Annotated in this window: 29 protein-coding genes and 1 pseudogene; 15 read left to right on the plus strand and 15 right to left on the minus strand. The window is 44.1% G+C overall.

Annotation, left to right across the window (positions count from 1 at the left end; all coding sequences use genetic code 11):
• The 12 genes and pseudogenes from QZ998_RS11445 to QZ998_RS11500 form a co-directional block, all read left to right on the plus strand.
• Positions 1-1,199: leucine-rich repeat protein (locus tag QZ998_RS11445; protein ID WP_296560732.1), on the plus strand; the 1,199-nt coding region annotated here is incomplete at its 5' end.
• Positions 1,200-1,378: 179 nt separating this feature from the next.
• Positions 1,379-2,371, plus strand: a complete 993-nt coding sequence (locus QZ998_RS11450) for a diguanylate cyclase (protein ID WP_296560733.1) — start codon at positions 1,379-1,381, stop codon at positions 2,369-2,371.
• Between the two features lie 294 nt (positions 2,372-2,665).
• A complete protein-coding gene (locus QZ998_RS11455) occupies positions 2,666-3,949 on the plus strand; it encodes a helix-turn-helix transcriptional regulator (RefSeq protein WP_296560734.1) in 1,284 nt (427 codons plus the stop codon).
• Between the two features lie 98 nt (positions 3,950-4,047).
• Positions 4,048-4,527 (plus strand): glutathione peroxidase, encoded by a 480-nt coding sequence (locus QZ998_RS11460; RefSeq protein ID WP_296560735.1) that lies wholly within the window; start codon positions 4,048-4,050, stop codon positions 4,525-4,527.
• Between the two features lie 77 nt (positions 4,528-4,604).
• Complete coding sequence (locus QZ998_RS11465) at positions 4,605-5,033, plus strand: MarR family transcriptional regulator (protein WP_296560736.1); 429 nt, start codon at positions 4,605-4,607, stop codon at positions 5,031-5,033.
• A gap of 403 nt (positions 5,034-5,436) precedes the next feature.
• Entirely contained in the window at positions 5,437-5,721 is a 285-nt protein-coding gene (locus tag QZ998_RS11470; RefSeq protein WP_296560737.1) for a metalloregulator ArsR/SmtB family transcription factor, read from the plus strand.
• 245 nt (positions 5,722-5,966) lie between these two features.
• Positions 5,967-6,389: a hypothetical protein gene (locus tag QZ998_RS11475; RefSeq protein ID WP_296560738.1), complete on the plus strand. Its 423-nt coding sequence runs from the start codon at positions 5,967-5,969 to the stop codon at positions 6,387-6,389.
• Between the two features lie 235 nt (positions 6,390-6,624).
• Positions 6,625-7,038, plus strand: coding sequence for a transcriptional repressor (locus QZ998_RS11480; protein ID WP_296560739.1), 414 nt, complete (start codon positions 6,625-6,627; stop codon positions 7,036-7,038).
• A gap of 256 nt (positions 7,039-7,294) precedes the next feature.
• Positions 7,295-7,591, plus strand: a pseudogene (locus QZ998_RS11485) (carbon monoxide dehydrogenase); the annotation flags it as partial.
• Between the two features lie 35 nt (positions 7,592-7,626).
• On the plus strand, positions 7,627-8,736 hold the full coding sequence (locus tag QZ998_RS11490; RefSeq protein ID WP_296560740.1) for an FAD-dependent oxidoreductase: 1,110 nt from the start codon (positions 7,627-7,629) through the stop codon (positions 8,734-8,736).
• 122 nt (positions 8,737-8,858) lie between these two features.
• Complete coding sequence (locus tag QZ998_RS11495) at positions 8,859-9,353, plus strand: peptidylprolyl isomerase (protein WP_296560741.1); 495 nt, start codon at positions 8,859-8,861, stop codon at positions 9,351-9,353.
• Between the two features lie 60 nt (positions 9,354-9,413).
• Positions 9,414-10,016, plus strand: coding sequence for a hypothetical protein (locus QZ998_RS11500; RefSeq protein WP_296560742.1), 603 nt, complete (start codon positions 9,414-9,416; stop codon positions 10,014-10,016).
• A 173-nt stretch (positions 10,017-10,189) separates the two neighbouring features.
• On the opposite strand, the gene eutL is transcribed toward QZ998_RS11500, so the two are convergent.
• From eutL to QZ998_RS11575, 15 genes are all read right to left on the minus strand, one after another.
• On the minus strand, positions 10,190-10,834 hold the full coding sequence (gene eutL / locus QZ998_RS11505) for an ethanolamine utilization microcompartment protein EutL (protein WP_296560743.1): 645 nt from the start codon (positions 10,832-10,834) through the stop codon (positions 10,190-10,192).
• A gap of 139 nt (positions 10,835-10,973) precedes the next feature.
• Positions 10,974-11,765 (minus strand): acetyl-CoA carboxylase carboxyltransferase subunit alpha, encoded by a 792-nt coding sequence (locus QZ998_RS11510; RefSeq protein WP_296560744.1) that lies wholly within the window; start codon positions 11,763-11,765, stop codon positions 10,974-10,976.
• Positions 11,752-12,639: an acetyl-CoA carboxylase, carboxyltransferase subunit beta gene (gene accD, locus QZ998_RS11515; protein ID WP_296560745.1), complete on the minus strand. Its 888-nt coding sequence runs from the start codon at positions 12,637-12,639 to the stop codon at positions 11,752-11,754. Before accD ends, QZ998_RS11510 begins: the two co-directional genes overlap by 14 nt.
• 15 nt (positions 12,640-12,654) lie before the next feature.
• Positions 12,655-14,007: an acetyl-CoA carboxylase biotin carboxylase subunit gene (gene accC, locus QZ998_RS11520; RefSeq protein ID WP_296560746.1), complete on the minus strand. Its 1,353-nt coding sequence runs from the start codon at positions 14,005-14,007 to the stop codon at positions 12,655-12,657.
• Between the two features lie 11 nt (positions 14,008-14,018).
• On the minus strand, positions 14,019-14,435 hold the full coding sequence (gene fabZ / locus QZ998_RS11525) for a 3-hydroxyacyl-ACP dehydratase FabZ (RefSeq protein WP_296560747.1): 417 nt from the start codon (positions 14,433-14,435) through the stop codon (positions 14,019-14,021).
• 85 nt (positions 14,436-14,520) lie between these two features.
• Positions 14,521-14,994: an acetyl-CoA carboxylase biotin carboxyl carrier protein gene (gene accB / locus QZ998_RS11530; RefSeq protein WP_296560748.1), complete on the minus strand. Its 474-nt coding sequence runs from the start codon at positions 14,992-14,994 to the stop codon at positions 14,521-14,523.
• A gap of 2 nt (positions 14,995-14,996) precedes the next feature.
• Positions 14,997-16,247, minus strand: a complete 1,251-nt coding sequence (gene fabF, locus QZ998_RS11535; RefSeq protein ID WP_296560749.1) for a beta-ketoacyl-ACP synthase II — start codon at positions 16,245-16,247, stop codon at positions 14,997-14,999.
• A gap of 9 nt (positions 16,248-16,256) precedes the next feature.
• Entirely contained in the window at positions 16,257-16,997 is a 741-nt protein-coding gene (gene fabG / locus QZ998_RS11540) for a 3-oxoacyl-[acyl-carrier-protein] reductase (RefSeq protein ID WP_296560750.1), read from the minus strand.
• Positions 16,991-17,932: an ACP S-malonyltransferase gene (locus tag QZ998_RS11545; protein ID WP_296560751.1), complete on the minus strand. Its 942-nt coding sequence runs from the start codon at positions 17,930-17,932 to the stop codon at positions 16,991-16,993. Before QZ998_RS11545 ends, fabG begins: the two co-directional genes overlap by 7 nt.
• Entirely contained in the window at positions 17,920-18,867 is a 948-nt protein-coding gene (locus QZ998_RS11550; RefSeq protein ID WP_296560752.1) for a nitronate monooxygenase, read from the minus strand. Before QZ998_RS11550 ends, QZ998_RS11545 begins: the two co-directional genes overlap by 13 nt.
• Before the next feature lie 10 nt (positions 18,868-18,877).
• Positions 18,878-19,099, minus strand: a complete 222-nt coding sequence (locus tag QZ998_RS11555) for a phosphopantetheine-binding protein (RefSeq protein WP_296560753.1) — start codon at positions 19,097-19,099, stop codon at positions 18,878-18,880.
• 72 nt (positions 19,100-19,171) lie between these two features.
• Positions 19,172-20,131: a beta-ketoacyl-ACP synthase 3 gene (locus QZ998_RS11560; protein WP_296560754.1), complete on the minus strand. Its 960-nt coding sequence runs from the start codon at positions 20,129-20,131 to the stop codon at positions 19,172-19,174.
• A gap of 15 nt (positions 20,132-20,146) precedes the next feature.
• Positions 20,147-20,629, minus strand: coding sequence for a MarR family transcriptional regulator (locus QZ998_RS11565; RefSeq protein ID WP_296560755.1), 483 nt, complete (start codon positions 20,627-20,629; stop codon positions 20,147-20,149).
• A 171-nt stretch (positions 20,630-20,800) separates the two neighbouring features.
• A complete protein-coding gene (locus QZ998_RS11570) occupies positions 20,801-21,871 on the minus strand; it encodes a nitronate monooxygenase family protein (protein WP_296560756.1) in 1,071 nt (356 codons plus the stop codon).
• Between the two features lie 77 nt (positions 21,872-21,948).
• On the minus strand, positions 21,949-22,878 hold the full coding sequence (locus tag QZ998_RS11575; RefSeq protein ID WP_296560758.1) for a DMT family transporter: 930 nt from the start codon (positions 22,876-22,878) through the stop codon (positions 21,949-21,951).
• A 161-nt stretch (positions 22,879-23,039) separates the two neighbouring features.
• Here QZ998_RS11575 and QZ998_RS11580 point away from each other — a divergent pair, with 161 nt between their 5' ends.
• The 3 genes from QZ998_RS11580 to QZ998_RS11590 all read left to right on the plus strand — a co-directional run bounded on the left by QZ998_RS11580 (position 23,040) and on the right by QZ998_RS11590 (position 24,687).
• Positions 23,040-23,768 (plus strand): histidine phosphatase family protein, encoded by a 729-nt coding sequence (locus QZ998_RS11580; RefSeq protein ID WP_296560760.1) that lies wholly within the window; start codon positions 23,040-23,042, stop codon positions 23,766-23,768.
• 1 nt (position 23,769) lies between these two features.
• Positions 23,770-24,237 (plus strand): rRNA maturation RNase YbeY, encoded by a 468-nt coding sequence (ybeY, locus tag QZ998_RS11585; RefSeq protein WP_296560762.1) that lies wholly within the window; start codon positions 23,770-23,772, stop codon positions 24,235-24,237.
• A gap of 78 nt (positions 24,238-24,315) precedes the next feature.
• Positions 24,316-24,687 carry a diacylglycerol kinase family protein gene (locus QZ998_RS11590; protein ID WP_296560764.1) on the plus strand — a complete coding sequence of 124 codons (372 nt, stop codon included), beginning with the start codon at positions 24,316-24,318 and terminating at the stop codon, positions 24,685-24,687.
• Positions 24,688-24,703: the final 16 nt, after the last annotated feature.

Below are 24,703 nucleotides of genomic sequence, written 5' to 3' on the forward strand. Positions count from 1 at the left end.
GGAAGTCATCAACGGCTCAGGATGAGGATTTTTATTTAATTATATTTGAACAAAAACCCAATCACCAAGTAGCCGCCGATGACTTGAGCGCGCTTTCAAAAGAAGTTGCTGATCGTCCGCAATTGACTCAAATTACCGCTGAAATAGAAACAGCTGCGGCCAAGCTAGTCGATTTACGAAAAGAGTTGGATAATACACACCTCGAGCTTGAGCTTTCCCGAAACCAGTTGCAGGCGGTTAAATTGAATACGGTCAGGGCTGAAACAGAATTACAGACACTGACAGAAAAAATAACGATCTCCCAAGAGGAACTGCAAACTCTAAGTGACGAGCTGAGCCATGCTAGCAGCATAGAGTCGGTAGCAGCGGCGCCAGACCAGGACAAGCCGAACCCGCAACCACTCCCACGGGGAGAAGGACTTGATACGATAAAGCATGAATTATTGATGGCATCACAGGCGCTCAAAGAGAAAAATGATATCCTCGAAAAAATGAATGCTAGCTTTGGCAACGATCCTGAGCTGATTAATATTGATACCCAACAGCACGAACTAAATTTTAAAGATGCTGGCGAATTTATGATGGCGGCAAACCATGGCTACCGTCACGACAATGAAATAAAACTGGTTCACATCCCTGAAGGCGTTGATGTCATTAAGCGAAGTATGTTTTATAAATGCACCCAATTGGAGACTGTCATTTTTCCGAGCACCCTTAAAACAATTGAAGATTTTGCCTTTTATGGCTGTGAAAAACTGAACAATTTAAATCTCAATAACTGCACGGTGCTGGAAGTGATCGGAACCTCTGCCTTTGAAGGGTGTCTCTCAATCACCGATCTGGCGATTCCGGATTCATTAATTGAAATTGAAGAAGCCGCATTTCTTGGTTGCCGCGCACTGGAAAGGCTTCAATTTCAAGTAAACTGTCAGCTTGAAATACTCGGCAGTCATGTATTTAAAGATTGTCAGAAGCTCGAGAAGATTATTCTTCCCGACCAGATCAAACACATTGGCATCTCTTGTTTTTATAATTGTCGAAGTCTGAGCGAAATTCACTTGCCTAAAGAATTAGAAACATTGGGGGAATATGCTTTCTTTGGTTGTGATGCATTAACAGAGATAAAACTAACCAACAAGAAAATACTCAAGCAACCTGGGTTTTCAGTGGGATTTCCCGATGGCGTCAAGCTCTGGTGATGGTGACCGGGTAAAGCCTTAAAATAAAAACATTCTCGATTGGTCAGCGATAAAAAAATATTACAGAAAAAAGTAGAATCTAACACATGGAAATGTTACAATTATAAGACATACCCTGATCAGATGGGATAAAAATTGATTGAATCTAAGATTTAAATAATTTTGGAGGTTGAGGCTTAGTGAGTAAAAATATGAGCGTAGTTAATATTGATACAATAAATGAAGATAATCGAAAAAAACTTGAAGAACAGTCGTTTGAAGAGGCTGTCCTGGCTTTAACTGAAAAGCTGGAACTGGCAAATAGTCTGCTAAAGACCATTCTCGAATCCTCCCATGATTTTCTGGTTTTTGGACTGGATCGGGAATACCGTTACCTGAGTTATAATAATCGCCATAAAGCCATGGCCAAGGAACAATGGGGGGCTGATATCAAGATTGGTACAAAAATCCTGGATATCATCGATAATTATGAGGAACGTGAAAATCTCAAGGGTTTTTTCGATCGGGTTTTGGCTGGTGAACAATTTTCATCACTTGAAGAGTATCAAGGCGAGCATGAAAATGTGGTAGTGGGAAAAAATCATTGGGCACCAATCAAAAAGAGCAATGGCGAAATTATCGGAATTGTTTGCTTTATTCAAGATGTGACCGAAAACAAGAATTTTATCAAAGATATGCTAAAAGAAAAAAACAGCCTCGATCAGAATTTGGAGTCACTTTCATTTTATGATCAGTTAACTGGGGTATATAATCGTCGATTCTATGAAAAAGAATTAAAGCAAATGGATGAAGAGCAATATTATCCGCTGTCGATAATTTTTATGAATATTAATGGTATGTCTAAAATCAATAGTGAATATGGCCATGCCGTCGGCGATATTTTAATGCGAAAAGCGGTTCAAGTCCTCAAGTATGGCGTTCGCGGAGACGATGTGGTCGCCCGCTACGAGGGTGATGAATTTGTGGTGCTGATGCCACGAACTGAAGGTGCAAAAGTTGAACGGGCACTCGAGCGATTTAAAAAGAATATGGATGAGGTCAAAGTCCAATCGATAAAATTATCCGTTTCTTTTGGTTTCTATACCAAATATGATGTGACCGATAATACCGAAGACATCATCAGGACGGCCTTAAGACAACTAGAAAGACAAAAAGAACTCGATTACATTTAGAGAGAACTCTCTTACTACTCACCCACAAAGACTAGCATGATCTGGCTCGCCTGTCACTGAGAGCTGTTGAATTACTATTGATCTAAAAAGGGTCCGTTGGCTCTAGACCAACGGACGCTTTTTTTACGAAAAAAATATCTAGCCTAACAAATTAATGCGCATAATGACAAGATAGATATTGATTATTCTGCATCTTTCGGTTAAAATGATAGCAACTATGAATATAAGAGGATGAACTGGATTAATCTGAGCTTCTTCTCAACCAGACTGTCGCATCACAAGAGAGGTTTTAAAATGAGCCAGGAAATTGGTACTGCCTTAAAAGATTTAATCAAAGAAAAAAATATGACTAATTTTTCAATTGCCAAAGAGATTGGTATTGATCGATCGACCTTTCAACATTTTTTGTCCGGTAAACGCAAGCTTAATTTGGAGGATCTGCGAAAAATCATGTCTGCACTAAACCTGTCCAAGGATAAAAAAAAGCTATTATATGGCCTTTATGAGAGTGAATATGATGATCAGGAGGTGATGAAAAACAGTCAGGATATTTTTTCTCTTTATGCAGAAATCTGTAATCAGACCAATCAGGAGAAAAATTGGTTGGAAGCTGAGGAGTATCTGGTAAAAAATCAACTGGTCTCAGAAAAAGCCCAAATTATCAAGGGGCAGATTAAAATTGAAGGAATCGTCCGCAGTTGCTTTCTCGAAGAAATGGGTCGACGGGAAGCGGGACATGTTATGATGTCAATAAATTTCAAGCATTATTTCCTCTATGAATTGATCATGCGTATCAGCAGACAAAAGCAGGGTGGAAAAATTCAAAATATCATCCCTTTAGTGAATAAAAAGAAGTTAGGCAATAACCTTGATATTTTGAAACGGGTATTGTTATTAAAAAGTCTTGAAAGTATCGATTATCAGCCCTATTATTTTTACACCGGCACTAAAATATATGACGATATCAGTATCATTGTTCCAAATTATTTCATTACTTCTAAACATGTCATTACGATTGATCGGGATTTTGAAAGTGCGATAATTTATGAGGATCAGGAGATCATCGATTATTATCGCAGGAAATCGCAATCGATTCTCAGTAAATGCGCATCATTTGTCAAAAAGGAAGCTTTTTTAAGTTCAGACGCACCACTGCCAATCTTTGAGAAAGTTAAAAAAAATGACATTAACGAAAAATATATGGCATTTGACCAGCTTGAAGTTCTCCTTGATTCGCGAAATAGGGCTAACGAAGCCAATCCGGCAACCGCATCGCCATCACAAGATGGGACTGACCAAAAATCAGGAATCTTTATTCTCAGAGATGGTCTGATTCCCTGTCCCAAAAGTTTATCGATCCGATATCTGGTCAATGCGGCAGAAGAGGAAGAACTGGAATTTATTTTAATCAACGAAGCTGGATCAAGCAGGATGAAACTAACGGTTCAAGAAATTGGAATTGTGACGGTATTCAAGGAGTTTTTGAATTACCTGCCCACTAGTGTCCATGTCTGTTCGCGGGAAGAAATAAATAATGGCTTGCGTAATATCCGGAGCGTCACAGATGGGATCGTGTAAAATTAATCGGAATCTGCAAAATATAAAAAAACCTTGACGATATTAAATTGTGGTATATAATAATTGCATGCAATCTAATAACGCGAAGGAGATACGAAATGAGTTTATATGAATTTATAGTTAAAGATGCAAGCGGCATCGATGTATCCATGAAAGAATACGAAGGCAAGGTTTTATTGATCGTCAATACCGCCACCGGATGTGGTCTGACCCCACAATACGAGGGTCTTCAGAATCTTTATGACAAATATCAGGATCAAGGATTTGAAATTCTTGACTTTCCCTGTAATCAATTTGCCAACCAGGCACCCGGAACGGATGATGAGATAAAAAGTTTTTGTGAGACTCGGTTTGGGGTGACCTTTAAGATTTTTCATAAAATTGATGTCAATGGCGACAATGCTGACCCGCTGTTTACCTACCTCAAAAAAGAACAGGGGGGGATGTTGGGTTCTAACATAAAATGGAATTTCACTAAGTTTTTGATTAATCAGAAGGGTGAAGTAATCAAACGGTTTGCACCGACTGATGTGCCTGAAAATCTCGAGAATGATATCAAGAATTTATTGAGTGAATAATCTTCCTGCTGAAAAATTGCCGGCAATGATATTGTAAGGTATAATAGTTATACCAATTTTTCAAAGGAGTGATTGACTTGGATGATCAACAACTGAAATTAGAAAACCAATTGTGTTTTCCGCTTTATGCCAGCGCCAAAGAGGTGGTTAAGCGCTATAAACCATATCTAGAAGAAATCGGGTTGACCTATACCCAATATATTGTCATGATGGTACTATGGGAACATCACACCATCAATGTTAAAACACTAGGTGATTATTTATATCTGGATTCAGGGACCCTGACGCCCTTGCTAAAACGGTTGGAGTCAGTCGGGTTAATTGAGCGAAAACGGGATTTAAATGACGAACGCAATGTGATCATCAAGCTAACCACGGAAGGCGAGTCACTGAAAGAGCCCGCCAGTCAGATTCCTGAGAAAATCAAGGAATGCCTGGCCATCACACAAGAGGAAGCCATTACCCTTTATCGATTACTCTATAAAATACTGGAGAATAAACACTAATTATTAGTTCATTTAAAACAACATTTGGATACTACTAAATTAATTTACCTACAAAATATCCAGTTGATCCATCTGGATATTTTTGTGTTATCTATCTTGTATTTGTTGTACTGATTTGACAAAATAGCAAAACTATCCCCTTGATTAATGTATTAGAATGTGTTAATGTGTAGTTGATTAGCAAGCAAAGCGCTTGTAATGAAGAAATATCTTTTTAATAAATCAAGAAACCAAGCAAATTTCAATTTTTAAACCGATAAACAGATTTTAAAATGATTAAGTTAATCAAAATTCTGTAGAAGTTGCTTAAAATGTCTTATAAACACCGGTCTTTAATTGTTTATTATTTTTGATTGATCAACAATAATGAGCAGATCTAAATATTAACCAAGGAGAAATAAACATGGAAATGGATTTAAAAGATCACGAGATTACGGCTGATATTCTTAAAGCACTGGGACACCCCGTGCGACTTTGCATTACAAAAGGTTTAATTGCAAAGGGGCGATGTAACGTTTCTTACATGGAGGAGTGTCTGGAAGTTTCTCAATCAGGGGTTTCACAACATCTGTCAAAATTAAAAAATGCTGGCATTGTTAAGGGATTTCGGACGGGAAATGAAATTTATTATGAAGTCATCAGTAAACCAGCAAAAAATATCATTCAAGCCTTATATGGAGAAGAATGATGAGCTACCGGGATCAAACAAATGCGCAGGCTGTTGCAGAATGGGAATATCTGTAACAGCCTGTTTACATTGCTTAACGAAAGCTTTATTTTATCATTAACTGGATTTTCAATCTTTATTTGCTTTGTAAAAGTTGTGAATTTATGATAAAATACAAGTGGAAGGAAGTGAGTAAAATGCCAAAGTATTGTCCTAGATGTACTTACATTTTGAGATTTGACGATACCGAATGCAGGTTTTGTGGCATGGTAATAACAGCGGGAATCGTTGTTAATATGAAGATCGCTGATGAATTCCGTGAAGGGGAAATGCCCAAAAGCAGAGCTTTTCCCAGAGAATTTTTAGATGGTGGCCGGGAAATGAGGCCAGCCAGAGAAACAAGACGTCTGACAGCAAATGATGAAGTATTGACCGGTGAAATGGTCGATGACGAAATTATCGGTGATAAGTTATTCAGCAGTGAAATGGAAAAAGGCTTTGAAGTTGAAAGTTTATCAAAGGGTCTCTTGGATCAGGGTCGAGAAATGTATCCAACCGTAGAAAAGCGAATGTTGACAACAGATGATGAGTTTTTTGCTGAAGAAATGGTTGGCGATGAAATCATCGCAGATGGATTTCTAGCTTTAAAAAACAGACCCTACAATCTTCCGAAATCGATGCGGCAGTAGATTCGTGGATGACTAAATGAAGACGCATCCAAATAGCTTAGTATGAGAAGTACCTCGTAATTTATTATCTGAGATCCAAATTATTTATAGTAACTTGGAGTTAGTTTCAGATAATCAGATACCAGGTACTTTTTTAATCGATTAAATGACAAAAGCATCAAAAGTCGTTTGACAAAACAATCATAACGTACTATAATTTAATAATTAAATTATTAATTAGGAGTTATTCTTAATCATGAAAAATAAACAAATTCAATTATTTACAGATATGATCCGTAGTGTCGGATTAAAAGCGACCCCACAACGAATCAGTGTTTTGAAAGTATTATCAGAAATGACATCCCATCCGAGTGCCGATATGCTAATGGATGCCCTTGAAAATCAGGGATATGTGATGTCGGTAGGAACGATTTATAATATCCTAGAAACCTTCTCTGAAAAAGGCCTGATTTTGAAACTAAAGGATAATCAGGAAGTGATGCGTTTTGACTCCAACACCAAGTTTCACGTGCATATATACAACAAGGAAAATAACGGTATTTGCGATTATTTTGACCCTGAACTGGAAGTTTTACTGGCTGATTATTTTAAGCATAAACTACCTGAAGATGTCTCCTTAAATCGGATGGAGCTATCTATTTTCGCCTGAACAAAATTATTGAAGGCTTCTAAGTCTACCAGAAAATTTACAATTTTAACAGCGCTAAAGTCTGATGCCTCGGTGTCAGACTTTTTATTTTTTGAAAAATACCAAATGGTAAATATTTATCAGGAATCATTCATGACAAATATTTATTGCGACTCTATAATTGAGACATGGTTTTAATAGGAATGAATCTTTTTTAGAAACTATTGAACATAAATCAGCTGCCAATATCAAGGCATTAATTACTGGAGGGTAACAAATGAATTCAAATTTTAGCTGTCAAACCTGTGCAAGTGCGGATCAAAAACTGGAAACCTTTATTTCCAAGCTCAGTGTCGAGACATACCATCATCGGATGGAAGGACAAAGTGTCAAATGTGGTTTCGGGCTGCAGGGAATCTGCTGCCGGCTCTGTTCTAACGGACCATGTCGAATCACCCCGGACGGACCAAAAGGGGTCTGCGGTGCCACTGCCGATACGATCGTTGCCAGAAACTTACTGCGGGCTGTTTCCGCCGGTTCGGGCTGTTATATTCATATCGTCGAAAACACGGCGCTAATGCTCAAGAAGACCGCGTCCACTCCCGTTGTATGCTCCATAAATTTTTAGGTCATCAGCGGGATGCCCAGGGGATCAGTTTTATCGCTGATGACTTCTTTGAAAGCAGTGGGATAAGCTGGCTTAATAACACCACTGTGATTGGCCTGGATGCCCAGAACAAGACGGTGAAAACCCATGACAATCAGGATATTTCCTATGACAAGCTGTTAATTGCCTCCGGGGCGTCTTACTTTATCCCACCGATCCCGGGACTCCGGGAGTCAAAAAACGTCTATGGCTTTCGGGACTTAAAAGATGCCCAGCTACTCGATCGCGAATGCAATACCGCCAAGGATGCCGTGGTTATCGGTGCCGGCCTGGTCGGGATGGACGCTGCGGTGGCGCTGCTTGAGCGCGGTTTAAAGGTAACCGTGATTGAAATGACCGCAGCAGTGATGAGTTTGCAGCTTGACCAAAAATCGGCCGATGCCTACCAGCAACTGTTTGAAGAACACGGTGCTGCCTTTATTTTAGCGGATAAGGTCGTTTCAGTTGATGTCGATGCGGTCGGACGGGGAAGAACCATCCATCTGGCCAGCGGCAAAGCGGTTGCTGCTGATCTGATTGTTATTGCCGCCGGCGTCCGACCGGCCTTTAACTTTACCGAGGGATCGGGGATTGCGACCAACCATGCCATTTTAGTTGGCGATGACCTCAAGACCAATATCGACCATATTTATGCCGCCGGCGATGTCACCGGAATGGCCGGAATCTGGCCCAATGCCATGAAACAGGGACGGATTGCCGCAATTAACATGCTCGGCGAAAAACTCTTGTATCAAGATCGTTATGCCCTTAAGAATACCATTAATTTCTTTGGCCTGACCACCCTTTCGCTGGGAAACATCAACCCTGAACCCGAAGAAAAGTGTCAGATTTTGATCCGCGAAGACCGCAATAATTACCAAAAATTAGTCATCAAAAATGGCGTCGTCGAGGGGGTCATTTTCCAGGGCAATATCGGCGGTAGCGGCTTCTGGCAATACTTGATTAAAAATAAAATCGATCTTTCTGCTAAAAACAAAGATCTCTTTAGCCTGAGTTATGCCGACTTTTACGATCAGGATCCAGCCACCGGCGAATATCGCTACGCGGTTTAAACCTACAAACATCAAAAAACTTAAGACTCTGGCCAAGCTCTTTTCATTTTATTTCATTTAGTGTATACTACATTGAAGCAAAAATTAATAAGTAAAATTATAACAAAAATTTGGAGGAAATAATGTCAGAAACAGCAAATCCAATCGTCAAAATTGAAATGGAAAATGGCCAGACTATCGAAGTGGAACTCTATCCGGAAGTTGCCCCAATCACCGTAGAAAACTTTTTAAGCTTAGTCAATGATGGTTTCTATAACGGATTAATCTTTCATCGGGTGATCCCTGGTTTTATGATTCAAGGCGGATGCCCCCAGGGTAGTGGCATGGGTGGTCCAGGACACACCATTAAAGGCGAATTCTCAGGCAACGGTGTCGTCAATGACTTAAAGCATGTTAAAGGTGTCATTTCGATGGCGCGTTCGGGAATGCCGGATTCTGCCGGTTCACAATTTTTTATCATGGTCGATGATGCCCCATTTTTAGACGGCCAATATGCCGCCTTCGGCAAGGTGATTTCGGGAATCGAAACGGCTGATGCCATCGTTGCTGTTGACCGCGATCGATCTGACAAACCGCGCCAAGATCAGGTTATTAAGAAAATTGAAGTTGTGTCCTAAATTATATTTTGAAATCATCCTGTTTTTATGATAAAATAAAATAAAAAGGATGTGAGCGCAATGGCAAAGTATTGTCCCAAATGTTATGCCGGTATCGGTGCAGATGATGCAGTTTGTGGTAATTGTGGTAATGTGTTAAAGGAAAATGCTAGTGAAGTAGAAGATTTCACCGCCGGTGTTTTCGACAACGAAAACCTTTCTCATGAGGTTTCTGGAAACGAAATACCTGAGGAAATTTCCAATGAAGAAGTCTTATCCCATGAAATTGTCGAGGATGAAATCATTGCTGATGGCATTGTCGAGGAAGAAATGCTGGTCCCGGAAACCGTCACAACAACGATCCCCGAACCGGCGCAGACCTCATCAGATTATCAGGTTCCGCCGCAGTCTCAGGCATCGCCGCGGGCTCAGGCCACTGAAAATGGCGAAGTTCCGATGACCCTGGGCGACTGGATGTTGACCCTGTTACTGCTTTACATACCCGTTGTTAATCTTGTCATGCTGATTATTTGGAGTGTTGATTCCAAAACCAGCACCACCAAAAAACACTTTGCCTGGGCGACATTAATCTTTATGGCAATCGGCATCGTGCTGTCGATCATATTCTCCGGCATTGTCATGGCCATTGTTGCGTCGATGATGCAATCCATGTATTATTATTAAAATCACGAAATCATACCTGTAAACCAAAAAGAACCGTCACGTGACGGTTCTTTTTAATTTCTGATTATATAGGGTTAGCGTGTAAAAATAATTTCGACCGACTTTTCGTCCAATTTGTTGAATGAAAACATGGCTTAAATTGAGTGTTGACACCGCTAGCAAATATGAATGAATCAATAATCAACCGGATCTTCGACACAGCTGATAATGGCGTTTTTAAAGGCCTCGCAAGCGGTTCGACAATTGGATTGGGTACCAGTCAGGATCGCCCCACTCAGATTTGAGTTGGTCGGCGGGCCAAAGAATTTTACCACTTCAACATCAGCAACTGTTAAGGCCTCATCAATCCCGACAACTCCTTCAAGGGCGGGAGCAAACAGGAAGGCAATCGATGATCCAATTGGCAGACCATAGGTTTTCGAAAAATATTTGCCGATTTTAGGAACCAGTTGGGCATAAATCAGGTTGCTGTCATCAGCATTAACACTGTAGATACTGGCTTTATTTTCAGCATAGTCGCGGATATAGCGTAAGCCGCTTTCAACATCAGAAACAGTCGGTCCGGTAATAACCCCAAAAACCTGGCCGTCATTGAGTCCGGCGCCGGCGCCGTAAAGGGTTTTAATGTAGACAACGTCGACGTTTGAAGCTTTGGTCGCTTCATCGGCAGCACAGTAGCCGACGCCATCGTATTGGGTGGTAAAAATCCCGATATCAATACAGCCCTCCGGTAACTCAAACTCTTCTAACATGATGTCTTCAACAGCGGTTAACATTTTACTATAAACAAGTTCGCATTTAATTCTATCTCCAGTCATGGCATCATCTCCTTTTCTGAATTTCACAAATTTCTACTGATGACTCATAATATCATTAATTTATTCCCGGGTAAATAAAAAAAAAGCAGCACTACGGGTAGTTATCTGCTTTTTAGCTTTCTTTTGGGGGTAATGAGCATTATTCAGTCAGGCTTTCAATCGCACCAAACTTGCGAAAGCGTTGATAACGGTTTTGGGTCAATTGATCTGTATCCAGCGCCTGGTTATTTTGAAAGCATTTATACAGACCAATTTTTAGTTCGCGATAGACATTCTTAAAATCACGATGATTTTCAGAAATAATCTTATCGATGACCTCGAGTTCCAGCAAATCCTGGGCAGTCAGTTTCAGGCACCGTGCGGCTTCTTTTGTTTTGGCGGCATCTTTCCAGAGAATACTGGCGCAGCCCTCGGGCGAGATTACTGAATAAATGGCATTTTCCAGCATCCAGACCTCATCAGCCACACCTAATGCCAGAGCACCGCCACTACCACCTTCGCCAATCACCACCGACAAAATCGGCACCTTTAGGCTCATCATTTCCATCAGATTTTTAGCAATCGCCTGACCCTGACCGCGTTCTTCGGCACCGATGCCGCAAAATGCACCAGAGGTATCAATCAGACAGACAATTGGGCGGTTGAATTTTTCAGCCAGCTTCATCTGGCGCAGGGCTTTGCGGTAACCTTCCGGGTGGGAAGAACCGAAATTTCGTTTAATCCGCGTTTTGGTGTTTTTGCCGCGTTCCTGAGCAATAATTGTAACCGGCATATCGATTAACATCCCGAGGCCGGTAATCATCGCGGGATCATCACCGAAACAGCGGTCGCCGTGGACTTCAATAAAATCGGTAAAGAGATTGTCAATAAAGTCCTGCCCGGTCGGGCGGTTCTTTTTTCGCGCTAGTGCAACCCGTTTATAGGCTTCCATTTTGATCACCGCCTTGGGGAATTTGATGCAGGGTTAATAGCTGCTTAATCGTTTCTTTTTGGATGCTGCGGGGGACAATCGCATCGACAAAGCCTTTTTCCAGTAAAAACTCAGCCCGCTGGAAGCCTTTTGGGAGACGCTGACGAATGGTCTGTTCAATCACGCGAGGGCCGGCAAAGGCAATCAGGGCTTCCGGTTCAGCCAGAATAATATCCCCTTCCATGGCAAAACTGGCGGTGACACCGCCGGTAGTCGGGTCGGTCAGTACCGCAAGGTAAAATAAACCGGCATCACTGTGGCGTTTAACCGCACCGCTGGTTTTTGCCATTTGCATCAGCGCCAGCATTCCTTCTTGCATCCGGGCTCCGCCAGAAACAGTATAGCCAATCACTGGCAGACCATGCTTAAGGGCATATTCAAAGATCAGGGTGATCTTTTCACCGACCACCTGACCCATACTCCCCATCATAAAGGTCGCTTCCATTACAAAGAGCGCTACCTGATGATCGCCTATTTTTGCAGTCCCAATGATGACCCCTTCATTTTCGTGACTAAAGAGGGTGGCTTGTTCGAGCTTCTCATCGTATCCGGGAAATTCCAGTCGATTGGTTGAGCAGAGGTCATGGTGCTGCTCGACAAAGCTATCTGGATCAACAATCATATTGAGCCGCTGTCTGGCATTGATGCGAAAATGGTGACCACATTTGGGACAGACGTGGAAGTTGTTTTCTAAATCGGAAGAAAAGCTCAATTGCTTGCAGGAGGGACAGCTCCGGCACAGTTCAGAGGGAATCGCCGGATCGGTTTTCCTTTTAGTACGGTGCTGGGCTTCCAGTTCATTTTTGGGCTTTTTAAATAGACCTTTATTTAGCATTTAAAACCTCCTTTTCTATTCAGTCGTGGGTTTGCTGAATTCATTTTCGATAAAATCTGTAAAATAGTCGCCCTTTATAAATAGGGGATGACTAAGAATATCAAGTTGTACCTGGCTGGTGTGGTCGATGCCTTCAATCACCAGTTCGCATAAGGCGGCCTTCATCTTGCGGATCGTCAGCTCACGGGTTTTAGAATGGACGATCAGCTTACCAACCATCGAATCGTAATAGGGGGGGATCGAATAGCCTTGATAAAGCAGGGTATCAAAGCGAACCCAGGGACCGCCGGGAACATGCAAAAAGCCAATTGTCCCACAGTTTGGCCTAAAATCAAGGAGCGGATTTTCGGCGTTGATCCGGCACTCAATGGCATGGCCTTGAATCCGAACATCTTCCTGAGCAAAGGTCAGGGGCAGGCCAGCGGCAATCCGGATCTGCCATTTGACAATATCGATCCCGGTGACCATTTCCGTAATCGGGTGTTCGACCTGCAGCCGGGTGTTCATTTCCATAAAATAAAAATGCCCCTGGGTATCCATTAAAAACTCAATCGTGCCGGCATTTTCATAGCCAATCGTCAGCGCTGCCTGGCGGGAAACCGCCATCATAGCCTCGCGAATTTCCGGAGTCAGCGATGGTGACGGGCTTTCTTCGAGCAACTTCTGATTTTTTCGTTGGATCGAGCATTCCCGCTCACCCAGGGCAACAACGTGCTGGTGGGCATCGCAAAGCAATTGAATTTCGATATGTTTGACCCGACTTAAAAACTTTTCCAGATAAACGCCATCGTCATTAAAAGCATTTTGAGCTTCTTGCCTGGCCAGTGAATATTCATTTAAAAAATCTTCAGATCGCTCGACCAGCCGGATCCCCTTGCCACCACCACCAGACCGGGCTTTAACGAGTAGGGGATAGCCGATTTGATCGGCTTTTTGATGGGCCTGAGCGGGATCGTTTAAAATATCGCTGCCGGGAACAATTGGCACTCCAGCGGCGGCCATGGTGGCGCGCGCCTGGTCTTTATCACCCATTTTCTGGATGATTTCCCAAGACGGACCGATAAAAGCAATGCCGCACTGGCTACACAGGCGGGCAAACTTGGGGTTCTCGGAAAGTAGGCCATAGCCAGGATGAATGGCCTGGGCTCCGGTTAAGACGGCAGCCGACAAGATCGCTGAAATATTCAGATAGGAGTCAGAGACAGCTGCCGGTCCAATACAAATACTTTCATCGGCCAGACTCACATGGAGGCTGTCTTGATCAGCAGTGGAAAAGACGGCAACGGTGGCAACGCCCATTTCTTTGCAGGCACGAATAATCCGCAGGGCAATCTCGCCGCGGTTGGCGATTAGTATTTTAGAAAACACGGCACTCCTCCTTACTCAATCAGGGCAAAAGAGAATTCTCCGACCACTGCGACCTTGCCATTGACCGAGCCGGAACCGCTGGCAAAATAAAAAGGCGGTTTTGACTTGCTTATGCTGCAAGTGATTTCAATGGTATCGCCAGCTAGTACCTTTTCTTTAAATTTCACCTTGTTTAGACCAGTAAAGTAGGGGGTCTTATTGGTACCGTCTAGATCGGCCAGTAAAACGCAAGAGGTCTGCGCCATAATTTCGCACAGAATAACCCCGGGCACCACCGGATTACCGGGAAAATGGCCTTGCAAAAAAAACTCATCCCCGGTTACGGTGTAGCGGCCGGTGGCCGTCGTGTCATCTATTTTCTCAGCCTCATCAATTAGCAGCATCGGCTCCCGGTGAGGCAGTATCTTTTTTAATTCATCACGTTTCATTTAATTTCCTTCTGAATTTTAGAAAAATTCTCTTTAGTAAATTTCCAGACCGTTAACACGCTTTAGCCCTACCGCTGTCAAGAAGTTAGTCTTCGACAATGCGATAGAGTACCTGGCCAAATTCGACAACCTGGCCGTTACCGACGCAGACTTCCATAATTGTGCCAGGGGTTTCGGCGGTAATTTCGTTCATCAGTTTCATCGCTTCAATGATGCACAGGGTGTCGCCTTCGGAAAAGCTTTGACCCTTGCTGACATAGGCTGGTTTGCCTGGCTGACTGCTTTGATAAAAGACCCCCACCATCGGCGATTTAATTTCTTTCCAATGGGCATCAGGGAGGATCTCAAGCGCTTGTGCTTCGACTGATTGGGCTTTATGGGGAAGCGACTCCGTTGCCACCTTTTGGGGTTGACTATAAGTTATCTCATGAGCCTGTGTCGAGCCGATTTCGCGTTTTATTTCAATCTTCAGGTTGCCCTGGTCAAGTGCCAGACTGGTCAGTTTTTCTTCAGACATGATTTTTGCCAGTGCCTGGATGGTTTCGGTATTTAATTCCATATTTATTCTCCTACATATCTAACAAATGCCAGACAACCATTGTGACCGCCAAATCCAAGTGAAATGGACAGGGCAAGGTCACACTGGACCGCCCGTTTTTGATTGGGGACATAATCGAGATCGCAATCCGGATCCGCTTCCTGATAACCAATAGTCGGTGGGATCATGCCATCTTTTAAGGCCATTACTGATGCAATCGCTTCGATCGCGCCGGCCGCGCCCAACATATGGCCAGTCATCGATTTAGTCGAGCTAACCAGGGTTCGGTTGATATGATCTCCTAGCGCATTTTTAATAGCAATGGTTTCTGCTTTATCGTTAAGCGGGGTACTGGTGCCGTGGGCGTTTACATAAATCTGCGCATCATCAAATACGACACCTGAACTGACCGCTTCTGCCATTGCCAGACTGATGGCGCGGGTGGCGCCGAGTGCTTCGGGATGGGGAGCAGTAATATGATAGGCATCACAGGTATCACCATAGCCGACAACTTCACCGTAAATGTTGGCGCCCCGCTTTAGGGCTAACTCCAGGTCTTCCAGCACCAATGCCCCAGCGCCCTCACTCATCACAAAACCACTGCGGTTTTTGTCAAAAGGAATTGACGCCCGGGTCGGATCGTTGACCGTTGTCAGTGCCGTTAAATTGGTAAAACCAGCCACTGACAGCGGTGAAATACTGGCTTCGGTGCCGCCGGCAATAATGGCGTCAGCATAGCCGTGCTTAATATTGCGGTAAGCTTCGCCAATCGAGTGGGTGCCGGTGGCACAGGCGGTGATAATCGGTAAACAGGGCCCCTGGGCATTATAGCGAATCGCAACGGTTCCAGCCGCAATATTTGAAATCATCATCGGGATAAAAAAAGGCGAAATCCGGCTGGGGCCTTTTTCATCCATTTTGTGACATTCATCGATAAAGGTATGAATCCCGCCAATGCCGGAACCCATGTAAACACCCAGTCGGGTGGGATCGACATGGGCCTGAACACCACTGTCTTCCATCGCCTGAACCGCCGCGCCAATCGCATATTGGGTAAACATGTCGGTTTTGCGGATTTCATTTTTCTTAATATAGTCAAGGGGTTCAAAATCATGAACCTCACCGGCAATTTTCACTTTTAAGTCGCTGGTATCGAATTTCTTAATAAAATCGATCCCGCATTTTCCGTTTTTGAGGTTTTCCCATAGGCCTTCTACCGTACTACCCACCGGAGAAACGGCTCCGCATCCTGTTATAACAACTCGTCGATTCATTGATTACTCCTAAATATAGAGACCGCCATCTACTTTAATGACTTCTCCTGTAATATAGCCTGATAAATCGCTACTTAAATAAACGCAGAGATTGGCAATGTCGTCAGCCTGTCCCAAACGTTTTAAGGGAATTTGTTTGAGGATTTCTTCCTTAATTTCGGTTTTTAATGTTTTAGTCATGTCGGTGTCGATAAAACCCGGGGCAATCGCGTTGCAGGTGACCCCACGGATGGCCATCTCTTTGGCAGTCGACTTGGTCAGACCGATCAGACCCGCTTTAGCCGCGGCATAATTACATTGTCCGACGTTGCCCATCAAGCCTGAAACTGAGGAGATATTGATAATTCGGCCTTTACGCTGCTTAAGCAGGTAGGAGCCGACGTGTTTGGTCATATTAAAGGCGCCTTTTAGGTTGGTATTAATGACGCTGTCAAAATCTTCTTCTTTCATGGCAAGCAATAGCTTGTCGTTGGTGATCCCGGCATTGTTTACCAGGATATCGAGTCCACCGAAATCTTTGATAACCTGGGCGACCAATGCTTTAGTGGCCGTGAAGTCGGATACATCACATTGATAGCTCTGCGCTTTTACCCCCAGCGCCTGCAGTTGCGTGATGGTCTCTTGCGCTTTTTCCTGACTACCGTGGTACATAATCGCCACATTGCCATGCGCCGCGGCTATCTTTAGGGCAATCGCCCGGCCAATCCCTTTGGCACCGCCAGTAACCAGTGCGGTTTTTCCTGTTAACATATAAAAGACCATTCCTTTCCGGCATTTTTTGCTTGCAGATAATCAGTTAGGACTGTTTCAACGTGATAACAGGTAACCGATTTATCTATTTTCTTTATAAATCCGCTCAGTGTTTTACCGGGGCCACATTCAATAAAGGTGGTAAATCCGTCATCGATCATATTGCGGATCGTTTGTTCCCATAGCACCGGGTGATTGATCTGATGGAGAATATAATTACGGATATCAACCGGTGAAGTGGGGTAGGGTTTTGCATATGCGTTGGAATAGAGGGGGATGGTTCCCGCCGAAAATGTCAGTTCATAGATCTTCTGCTCCAGTTGCTTGGTGGCATAGGTCATAAAAGGCGAGTGGAAGCCACCCGACAGGGTCAGCGGAATGCCGCGACCACCCAGTTCTTTCGCCCGTCCTAAAAAGGCATCCTGATCTTCCCGTAGCAGGGCGACAACCAGCTGCCCGGGACAATTGTAATTAACCGGGTAGCATTGGTTAAACTCCTTGCAGAGTGCTTCGACCTTGGCATTATCAAGTTTTAAAACCGCCACCATCGACGCCGGTGTCATCTGCGACGCCTCTTCCATGGCGCGACCACGTTTTTTGACAAACTTGAGTCCGTCTTCCATCGAAAGGATCCCAGCGGCCACCAGACCGGTGACCTCGCCGAGCGAGAAGCCGGCGATTCCCTGAGCTTGGACCCCAACCCGTTGTAAGGCTGCCAGCGCCGCCAGCTCGACGGCAAAAATGCTGGGTTGGGTGTTATGGGTTTGATTGAGGGCTTCAGCTGGCCCCTCAAAGCAAAGTGCTGAGGTACCCGGATGAAGGGCATCGATCTGATCGAAAACGGCCTTGGCAGTGGGAGAAAGTTCATAAAGCGGTTTGCCCATCCCGACAAACTGCGATCCCTGACCGGGAAAGAGCAGTGCTATTTTAGCCATTGTGTTCCTCCTTTTAAAACTGTTTCGGTTTCTTGAGCCAGTGTTAAAATGATTTCCTTGACGCTTTGTTTTTCTTTGATCATGCCGGCAATCTGACCTGCCATAAAGCAACCTTTCTGAGAATCACCTTCCTGAGCGGCAATGCGCAGGGCACCCCGACCGTATTCTTCAAGGACTTGTGGCGGCGTGGTGGGGTCATTTTCCGCTTTAATGAAGTCTTTAGAAAAGGTGGTTTTTAAAGAACGAACCGGATGACCCAATGACCGGCCGCTCAGGGTCGTATCAATATCTTTGGCTTTGATAATTTTATCCTTATAATTTTCATGGATATTGGTTTCGTGGGCGACTAGAAAGCGGGTGCCCAGTTGAACCCCCACTGCGCCCAGCATCAGGGCAGCGGCAATGCCGCGGCCATCACCAATGCCACCGGCGGCAATCACCGGAATCGAAACCACATCACAAACCTGCGGAATTAGCGGCATTGTCGACATCTCGCCGACATGACCGCCCGATTCTCCGCCTTCGGCAATCACTGCCGTGGCGCCAGCCCGTTCCGAAAAGCGGGCTAATCCGGTCGAGGGCACTACTGGAATGACCTTTATGCCGGCAGCAATCCACAGCTTGATGAACTTACCAGGATTGCCGGCGCCGGTTGTGACAACTGCCACCTTTTCGTCAATCAGAACCTGGGCAATTTGATCGACGCGGGGATTCATCAGCATGACATTGACCCCAAAGGGTTTATCGGTCAGGCTTTTGGCCTTGTGAATTTCACTGCGCAGCCAATTTTCATCGGCGTTCATTGATGAAATAATCCCTAAACCACCTGCATTTGACACGGCAGCGGCAAGCTGAGCATCGGATATCCACGCCATTCCTCCTTGAAGAATCGGAAATTCAATGTTTAAAAGATCGCAGAGTGGTGTTTTAATCATCCTATTTCACCTAAGCGATGGCTTTTTCGATCAAGGCTACCACATCACCAATGGTCTTAATTTCGCCATCCATTTCAATGCTGGTATCAAAGGCTTCTTCAATTTCCATGACCAGTTCGACGGTATCCAGAGAATCCAGTTCCAACTCTTCAAAGGTTGAATCTGCTGTTACTTCTAAATCCTGCTCGTCTTTGTAATTCCGTAAAATTTCCACTACTTTGTCTAATACCATTTGATTAATCCTCCTAAGATTATAAATAAATTATGATTTAATTTTTTAACGACTAATTATGCCGGATGCCAATCAGGCCCATTCTATCACACAGGCGCCGGTTGTCAGCCCGCCGCCAAATGCGGTTAAGGCTATCCGGGTGCCAGATTTGAATTGGCCATTACGGTTTAGTTCATCCAGAACCAGTGGGATACTGGCGGCTGAGGTATTGCCACAACCATTGACCCGCATGACAAACTTGTCGAGCGGGATTTTTAAACGTTTGGCCGCGCCTTCGATGATTCGCAGGTTGGCCTGGTGGGGAATGATATAATCGACATCAGCCAGTTCGATACCAGCAGCTTTGGTCACTGCGCGTAAGTCATTGCAGATCGCTGCGACGGCAAAACGATAAACTTCCGGGCCATCCATCAGCAGATAGGGTTCTGGATTTGACCGGTTTTTGGTCAGCGGGTGATTACCCTTAGGCCAGGGAATACTTAAGGCATGCTGATTGCCGACGGCAGTCAGTTGGATCGCCTTTAGGCTGTTACCGCCGGCCAGCACAGCCGCACCGGCGCCGTCGCCGAAAAGTACCGCAGTCGCGCGATCCTGCCAGTCGATCAGCTTGGACATGGCGTCCACGGCAATGACCAGAATGTTCATGTCATTATTCCGGGAAAAATATGCGTCAGCGACATCTAGTCCATAAACAAAGCCAGAACAGGCTGCATTAAGATCAAAACTGGGGCAGGTCGCCCCTAGCTGGTCTTGAATCAGGCAAGCCAGGGAAGGGGTGACGGTATCGCCACCGAGGGTGGGACAAATAATCAAATCCAGTTCTTGAGCTTTGATTTTAGCATTTTCCAGGGCATTGACACTGGCTTCCAGGGCGATATCCAAAATCGATTCCGTCACACAGATATGTCGCGCTTCAATGCCGGTTCTAGTAACAATCCAATCGTGAGATGTATCTAGAAACTGAGCGAGGTCTTCATTGGTCTGAATTGTTTTTGGCAATCCAGCACCGGTACCGATAATCGTAAAGGACATTTGTTCCTCCAAGCATCAAGGCTCAGACGTTTCATTTTCGTCAGATAAGCTTGATAATTTTTTTCTGAAAAAACCATTTAATTTTTCCATACCGTGAATTAAAACATCTTTTTCTTCAGCGGTCATTTCTTTTGAAATATCTTTCACCATTTTTTCATGAAAATACTGGTGAATTTTATCGATCCGCAAACCCTTGTCGGTGAGTCGGACATATACCATTCGTCCATCGGTATTGCTTTTTTCTTTCTTTACATACCCTTTTTTGACCAATTTATTGATAGCTACGGTCACCGAAGGGAGGGTAATATTAAGACTTTGGGCTAGATCACTGATGGTTCTGCCATCATTTTTATTTTTTCCCACATGCTCAATCAGATGCATTTCGTTGATTGATAAATCAATATTTGTTGATTGTTTGAGTAAGTTTTCTTCAAATTTTAAAATATTATTAAATGTATCAACTAGCACGGCGTTGAGTTGGGAAGAAAAAGAGTCCAAAGGGTCACCTCCATAATCATTAGATTGTCTAACTAATTATAGCGCTAAAAAAATATTTGTCAAGAAAAGCTTGGTAATGGACTATTTTCTTAGGGTGTATTAAGAATTTCTGATCATCAATTGACTACTTAAGAAGTTGAGTAATTTAAAATTTGAATCCTTAAAAATTAACTAATCCAATTCTTGGGTTAATTCATCCATTAAGGCTTCCACGGTTGTGATCCTTGTGATCTTGTCGGCATTGGCACCGCAAAAAACATAGCCGTTTTCTAAATCGCCCGCTTTGCCGGCAATCAGTGCCAGGCCAATACAGTAGGGTGCCGTCTTATAGTCACAGGATTTAATACAATTAATGGGACAGCTTTTAGGCTGTCGTAGCCCCGCTTTAACCTCTTCTAAAAAGCGATTATGGATCGCCCGTCCTGGCAAACCGGCCGGACTAACAATGATTTCGATATCGGCTTTCGTTGCCGCAACCATCGCATCTTTAAAGGCTTGAGAGGCATCGCATTCGACCGTGGCCACGAAGCGCGAACCGATCTGTACCGCATCGGCACCAGCGGCCAGGCTTTCGCGGAGATCCGCTGCAGTGGTAATCCCGCCACCGGCAATTAAGGGAATATGCCGTCCGACTAAATCTTCATAGGGCTTGATTTCTTCAAGGACACCGGGAATCAGCGCCGGCAACGCTTGTTGTGCCAGTCGTTCTGGGGTGAGATCTTCATTTTTAAAGCCTAAGTGACCGCCAGCCAGCGGGCCTTCCAGGACAATCGCATCAGGAGCGACCTGGTAGTGACGCCACCAATGTTTTAAAATCAGTTTAGCGACCCGTTTAGAGGAAATAATCGGGGCGATCTTGGTTAAAGAATGTCGGGTCAGTTCGGGTAGGGTTAGCGGCAGACCAGCGCCGGCAAAGATAATATCATATCCGGTTTGGACAGCATCCTTTACCAGTTGCTCGTACTGAGTCAATGCCACCATAATATTAATTCCAATCGGACGATTGCCAGCTATTGCTTTGGCCTGTTTAAAGTGATCGGTCATCGCCTGTCGATTAGCCGCTTTGGGGTTGGTCTGGTAGTTGGGGTAGTCAGCGCCCATTTCGACTGCCGATAAAACCCCCAGACCGCCAAACTTTGAAACCGTTCCGGCCAGGCTGGAAAGGGAAATACCGATACCCATGCCACCCTGGACGATCGGTTTGGAAAATTCAAGATTTCCAATATTAAATTGAGTTTTCAATAAAAAACCTCCTCTGCAAATATTCTTGCAATTGGAGGTAATCATAGCATATTGGCAATTAATCTGTAAAGAAAAAGCTAAAGCTCAGGCAGTTTTTCGGGATTTTCCGGTTTTGCTTTAAGAAATATTGCTTGCAGAAAGGCCCACTTGGTTTCAGCAGTGAGGATTCCCAGAAAAATAACCAAACAGCCCAGAAACATCGTGAAGGTAAAATTATCACCCAGGATAATAATCGCTAATAGGCTTCCAAATACCGCCTCTAAACTGAGGATAATCGCTGCATGGGTTGCATTGGTATATTTTTGTGCCACCGTCTGTCCCAAAAAAGCCAGGAAGGTGCAAAATATCCCCAGATAGAGTCCATTTAAGAGGCCAGGAAGCGGGATGGCCAGGGTAAACTCGCCAAAAATAAACACGTAGGCTAAAGACACTGCTGCTGCAAAAGCAAGCTGTATCACGGTCAGGGCAATCGGATCATGTTGTTTTGAGTAAATTCCCACCACGACAATGTGACAAGCATACAAAAAGGCACATAATAGGGTTAAGCCATCGCCAAGATTAAAGGAAAAACCGGCCGAAAAATCCATCGTCAGCAGTGCCAGACCCAGTAGCATAATAAAGGCCGCTGCAAAATTGTATTGATCCGGCCGGTGTTTTTTTACCGCCCAATAAATAAAAGGGACCATAATAACATTGGTGGCGGTAAGAAAGGCTTGTTTTCCGGCCAGCATATATTGCAGGCCAATCATCTGAGCGGCAAAGGCCGTGAATAAAAAGAATCCGATCACGCAGCCTGCCTTAATCGTTTCTTTAGGGATGTTTTTTAAGTTTTTGCGGAAGATAATCCCCGATAAGAGGGCGGCGACCGTAAATCTGACGGCCATCAGCATCATCGGCGACATTGAATCGAGGGCATTTTTTGAAGCGACAAAGCCGCTGCCCCAGACAAAGGCTACCGCTACCAGACCCAGATCGGCCAAAAGCGATTGTTTTTTAGTTTTTTCCATGGTGACTTCCTTTTCTAAGGTATTCTGTTCATTGGTATTTTGTTATAGCTGTTCTGTTTATTATAACTAAAAAGCTGATCATTGGCAAAAATATTTTGGTTTCCCAGATTAAAATGAGTTATAATAGAGGAAAAGATTAAAAATCACGTAAGGAAGAATAAATGAAACTTGTACTCGTAAGACATGTAGAGACCTATGGTAATGTGGGCCACCTCCTCAATGGCCACACCGAATCGGACTATACCCCGCGGGGCGTAGCGATGAAGGAACTGTTGATCAAAGAATTGATTGTCCTGGATCAGAAGCTGGCCTTTGATAAAATCTATGCCAGCCCAACCTCCCGGGCGCTAAAAATCGCTCAGGAAGTTGGCCTCTTAACCGGTAAGGAGATCCAGGTGGATCCGCGCCTGCGCGAGTTTAACTTTGGTATTTTTGAAGGAAAAACCCGCGATCAATGTATTGAACTTTTTCCCGAAGAATGGGATCACTGGATGGCCAACTATAATGATTATCTAGTTCCCCAGGGTCAGAGCCAACGGGAATACCATGAACTTTGTGCCAACTTTTTGGCTGAACTAGCAGAAGAAGAAACAGTCTTGATTATTGCCCATGGCGGCACTATCCATAGCATGCTGACGAACATGCTAAATCTGCCGCTTGACTGCAAATGGCATTTTGATGTTAAACTAGGCAGCGTTACGATCATTGATTATAGTCATGGTTTCGGGATGCTCTCGCATATGTCAACCCCCGCCTATGAACTACTTGCCGAAAAAACCCCCTTGACAGACAATAAAAAAGCCGCCATGCGGGCCGCTGCCAGAACCGAAGCCCAAGCCAAAGCAGCCCAAAAAAGAGAACGACACAAACAAAAAATAGTGAGGAAATAAGATGCTCGTAATCGCTTATGATAATCGCAGTAATGTTGAAATAGCTGATCCGATTCTGGAGGAAATTGAAGATGCGATGGTGCGAACCCTCCTCCATCAGGAAATTGGCGTGGAGTGTGAAGTGAGTTTTTCATTTGTCAGTGCCGATGAAATTAGGACGCTAAACAAAGAATATCGCGGCAAGGATGCGGTCACCGATGTGCTGTCTTTTCCGATGTATGAGGATTTTATCAATCATCGCGAAGCCATTATCAAAAACAACCCCTTTATGCCCTTATTGCTGGGCGATATCGTTATCTGCATCGAGCAAGCCGAAAGTCAGGCCAAGGCATACGGCAACAGCCTGACCCGCGAGCTTTCCTATCTGTCCGTGCATAGCGTCCTCCATCTATTAGGCTATGACCATATGGTGGATGATGAAAAATCGGCGATGCGACGGATCGAAAAAGAAATGATGGGCGACAACTAGCAACTGATTTAGTAACAACTAGATCAAGCAGGAAGCTGACCATTCATTTTAACTTAAGCCAAAATAAAAAATCAGGAGGTGGAAAAGATCAGACGCAAGTTAAAAAAGAGTTTTTCCTTTGCCATCGAAGGTATTTTATACACCCTGAAAACCCAGCCCAACATGCGGATTCACTTAGGCGTCGGATTTTTAGCGGTGGCCTTTGGACTTGTTTTTGAAATTGAAAATTATGAATGGCTGGCACTGGTGATTGTGATCGGATTTGTTTTTATCCTGGAAATCATCAATACCGCCATCGAAACCCTGGTCGATCTCTATACCGAGGAATATCATCATCTGGCTAAGGTCGCCAAGGATACCGCCGCGGGCGCTGTTATGGTGGCCGCGATCATGTCGGTTTGTGTCGGTCTGATGATCTTTTTACCAAAAATTATTAATTGGTTTTTTTAACCAGAGAAAGAATGTG

The organism is uncultured Acetobacterium sp. (genome assembly GCF_927416815.1).
Lineage (GTDB): Bacteria > Bacillota > Clostridia > Eubacteriales > Eubacteriaceae > Acetobacterium.

What these genes read in the sequence shown, in the direction of transcription:
- QZ998_RS11455 (WP_296560734.1), top strand. Translation starts at nt 2,666, where the DNA reads ATGAGCCAGGAAATTGGTACTGCCTTAAAAGATTTAATCAAAGAAAAA.
- QZ998_RS11460 (WP_296560735.1), top strand. Translation starts at nt 4,048, where the DNA reads ATGAGTTTATATGAATTTATAGTTAAAGATGCAAGCGGCATCGATGTA.
- QZ998_RS11470 (WP_296560737.1), top strand. Translation starts at nt 5,437, where the DNA reads ATGGAAATGGATTTAAAAGATCACGAGATTACGGCTGATATTCTTAAA.
- QZ998_RS11475 (WP_296560738.1), top strand. Translation starts at nt 5,967, where the DNA reads ATGGTAATAACAGCGGGAATCGTTGTTAATATGAAGATCGCTGATGAA.
- QZ998_RS11480 (WP_296560739.1), top strand. Translation starts at nt 6,625, where the DNA reads ATGAAAAATAAACAAATTCAATTATTTACAGATATGATCCGTAGTGTC.
- QZ998_RS11490 (WP_296560740.1), top strand. Translation starts at nt 7,627, where the DNA reads ATGCTCCATAAATTTTTAGGTCATCAGCGGGATGCCCAGGGGATCAGT.
- QZ998_RS11495 (WP_296560741.1), top strand. Translation starts at nt 8,859, where the DNA reads ATGTCAGAAACAGCAAATCCAATCGTCAAAATTGAAATGGAAAATGGC.
- QZ998_RS11500 (WP_296560742.1), top strand. Translation starts at nt 9,414, where the DNA reads ATGGCAAAGTATTGTCCCAAATGTTATGCCGGTATCGGTGCAGATGAT.
- eutL (WP_296560743.1), bottom strand. Translation starts at nt 10,834, where the DNA reads ATGACTGGAGATAGAATTAAATGCGAACTTGTTTATAGTAAAATGTTA.
- QZ998_RS11510 (WP_296560744.1), bottom strand. Translation starts at nt 11,765, where the DNA reads ATGGAAGCCTATAAACGGGTTGCACTAGCGCGAAAAAAGAACCGCCCG.
- accD (WP_296560745.1), bottom strand. Translation starts at nt 12,639, where the DNA reads ATGCTAAATAAAGGTCTATTTAAAAAGCCCAAAAATGAACTGGAAGCC.
- fabZ (WP_296560747.1), bottom strand. Translation starts at nt 14,435, where the DNA reads ATGAAACGTGATGAATTAAAAAAGATACTGCCTCACCGGGAGCCGATG.
- accB (WP_296560748.1), bottom strand. Translation starts at nt 14,994, where the DNA reads ATGGAATTAAATACCGAAACCATCCAGGCACTGGCAAAAATCATGTCT.
- fabF (WP_296560749.1), bottom strand. Translation starts at nt 16,247, where the DNA reads ATGAATCGACGAGTTGTTATAACAGGATGCGGAGCCGTTTCTCCGGTG.
- fabG (WP_296560750.1), bottom strand. Translation starts at nt 16,997, where the DNA reads ATGTTAACAGGAAAAACCGCACTGGTTACTGGCGGTGCCAAAGGGATT.
- QZ998_RS11545 (WP_296560751.1), bottom strand. Translation starts at nt 17,932, where the DNA reads ATGGCTAAAATAGCACTGCTCTTTCCCGGTCAGGGATCGCAGTTTGTC.
- QZ998_RS11550 (WP_296560752.1), bottom strand. Translation starts at nt 18,867, where the DNA reads ATGATTAAAACACCACTCTGCGATCTTTTAAACATTGAATTTCCGATT.
- QZ998_RS11555 (WP_296560753.1), bottom strand. Translation starts at nt 19,099, where the DNA reads ATGGTATTAGACAAAGTAGTGGAAATTTTACGGAATTACAAAGACGAG.
- QZ998_RS11560 (WP_296560754.1), bottom strand. Translation starts at nt 20,131, where the DNA reads ATGTCCTTTACGATTATCGGTACCGGTGCTGGATTGCCAAAAACAATT.
- QZ998_RS11575 (WP_296560758.1), bottom strand. Translation starts at nt 22,878, where the DNA reads ATGGAAAAAACTAAAAAACAATCGCTTTTGGCCGATCTGGGTCTGGTA.
- QZ998_RS11580 (WP_296560760.1), top strand. Translation starts at nt 23,040, where the DNA reads ATGAAACTTGTACTCGTAAGACATGTAGAGACCTATGGTAATGTGGGC.
- ybeY (WP_296560762.1), top strand. Translation starts at nt 23,770, where the DNA reads ATGCTCGTAATCGCTTATGATAATCGCAGTAATGTTGAAATAGCTGAT.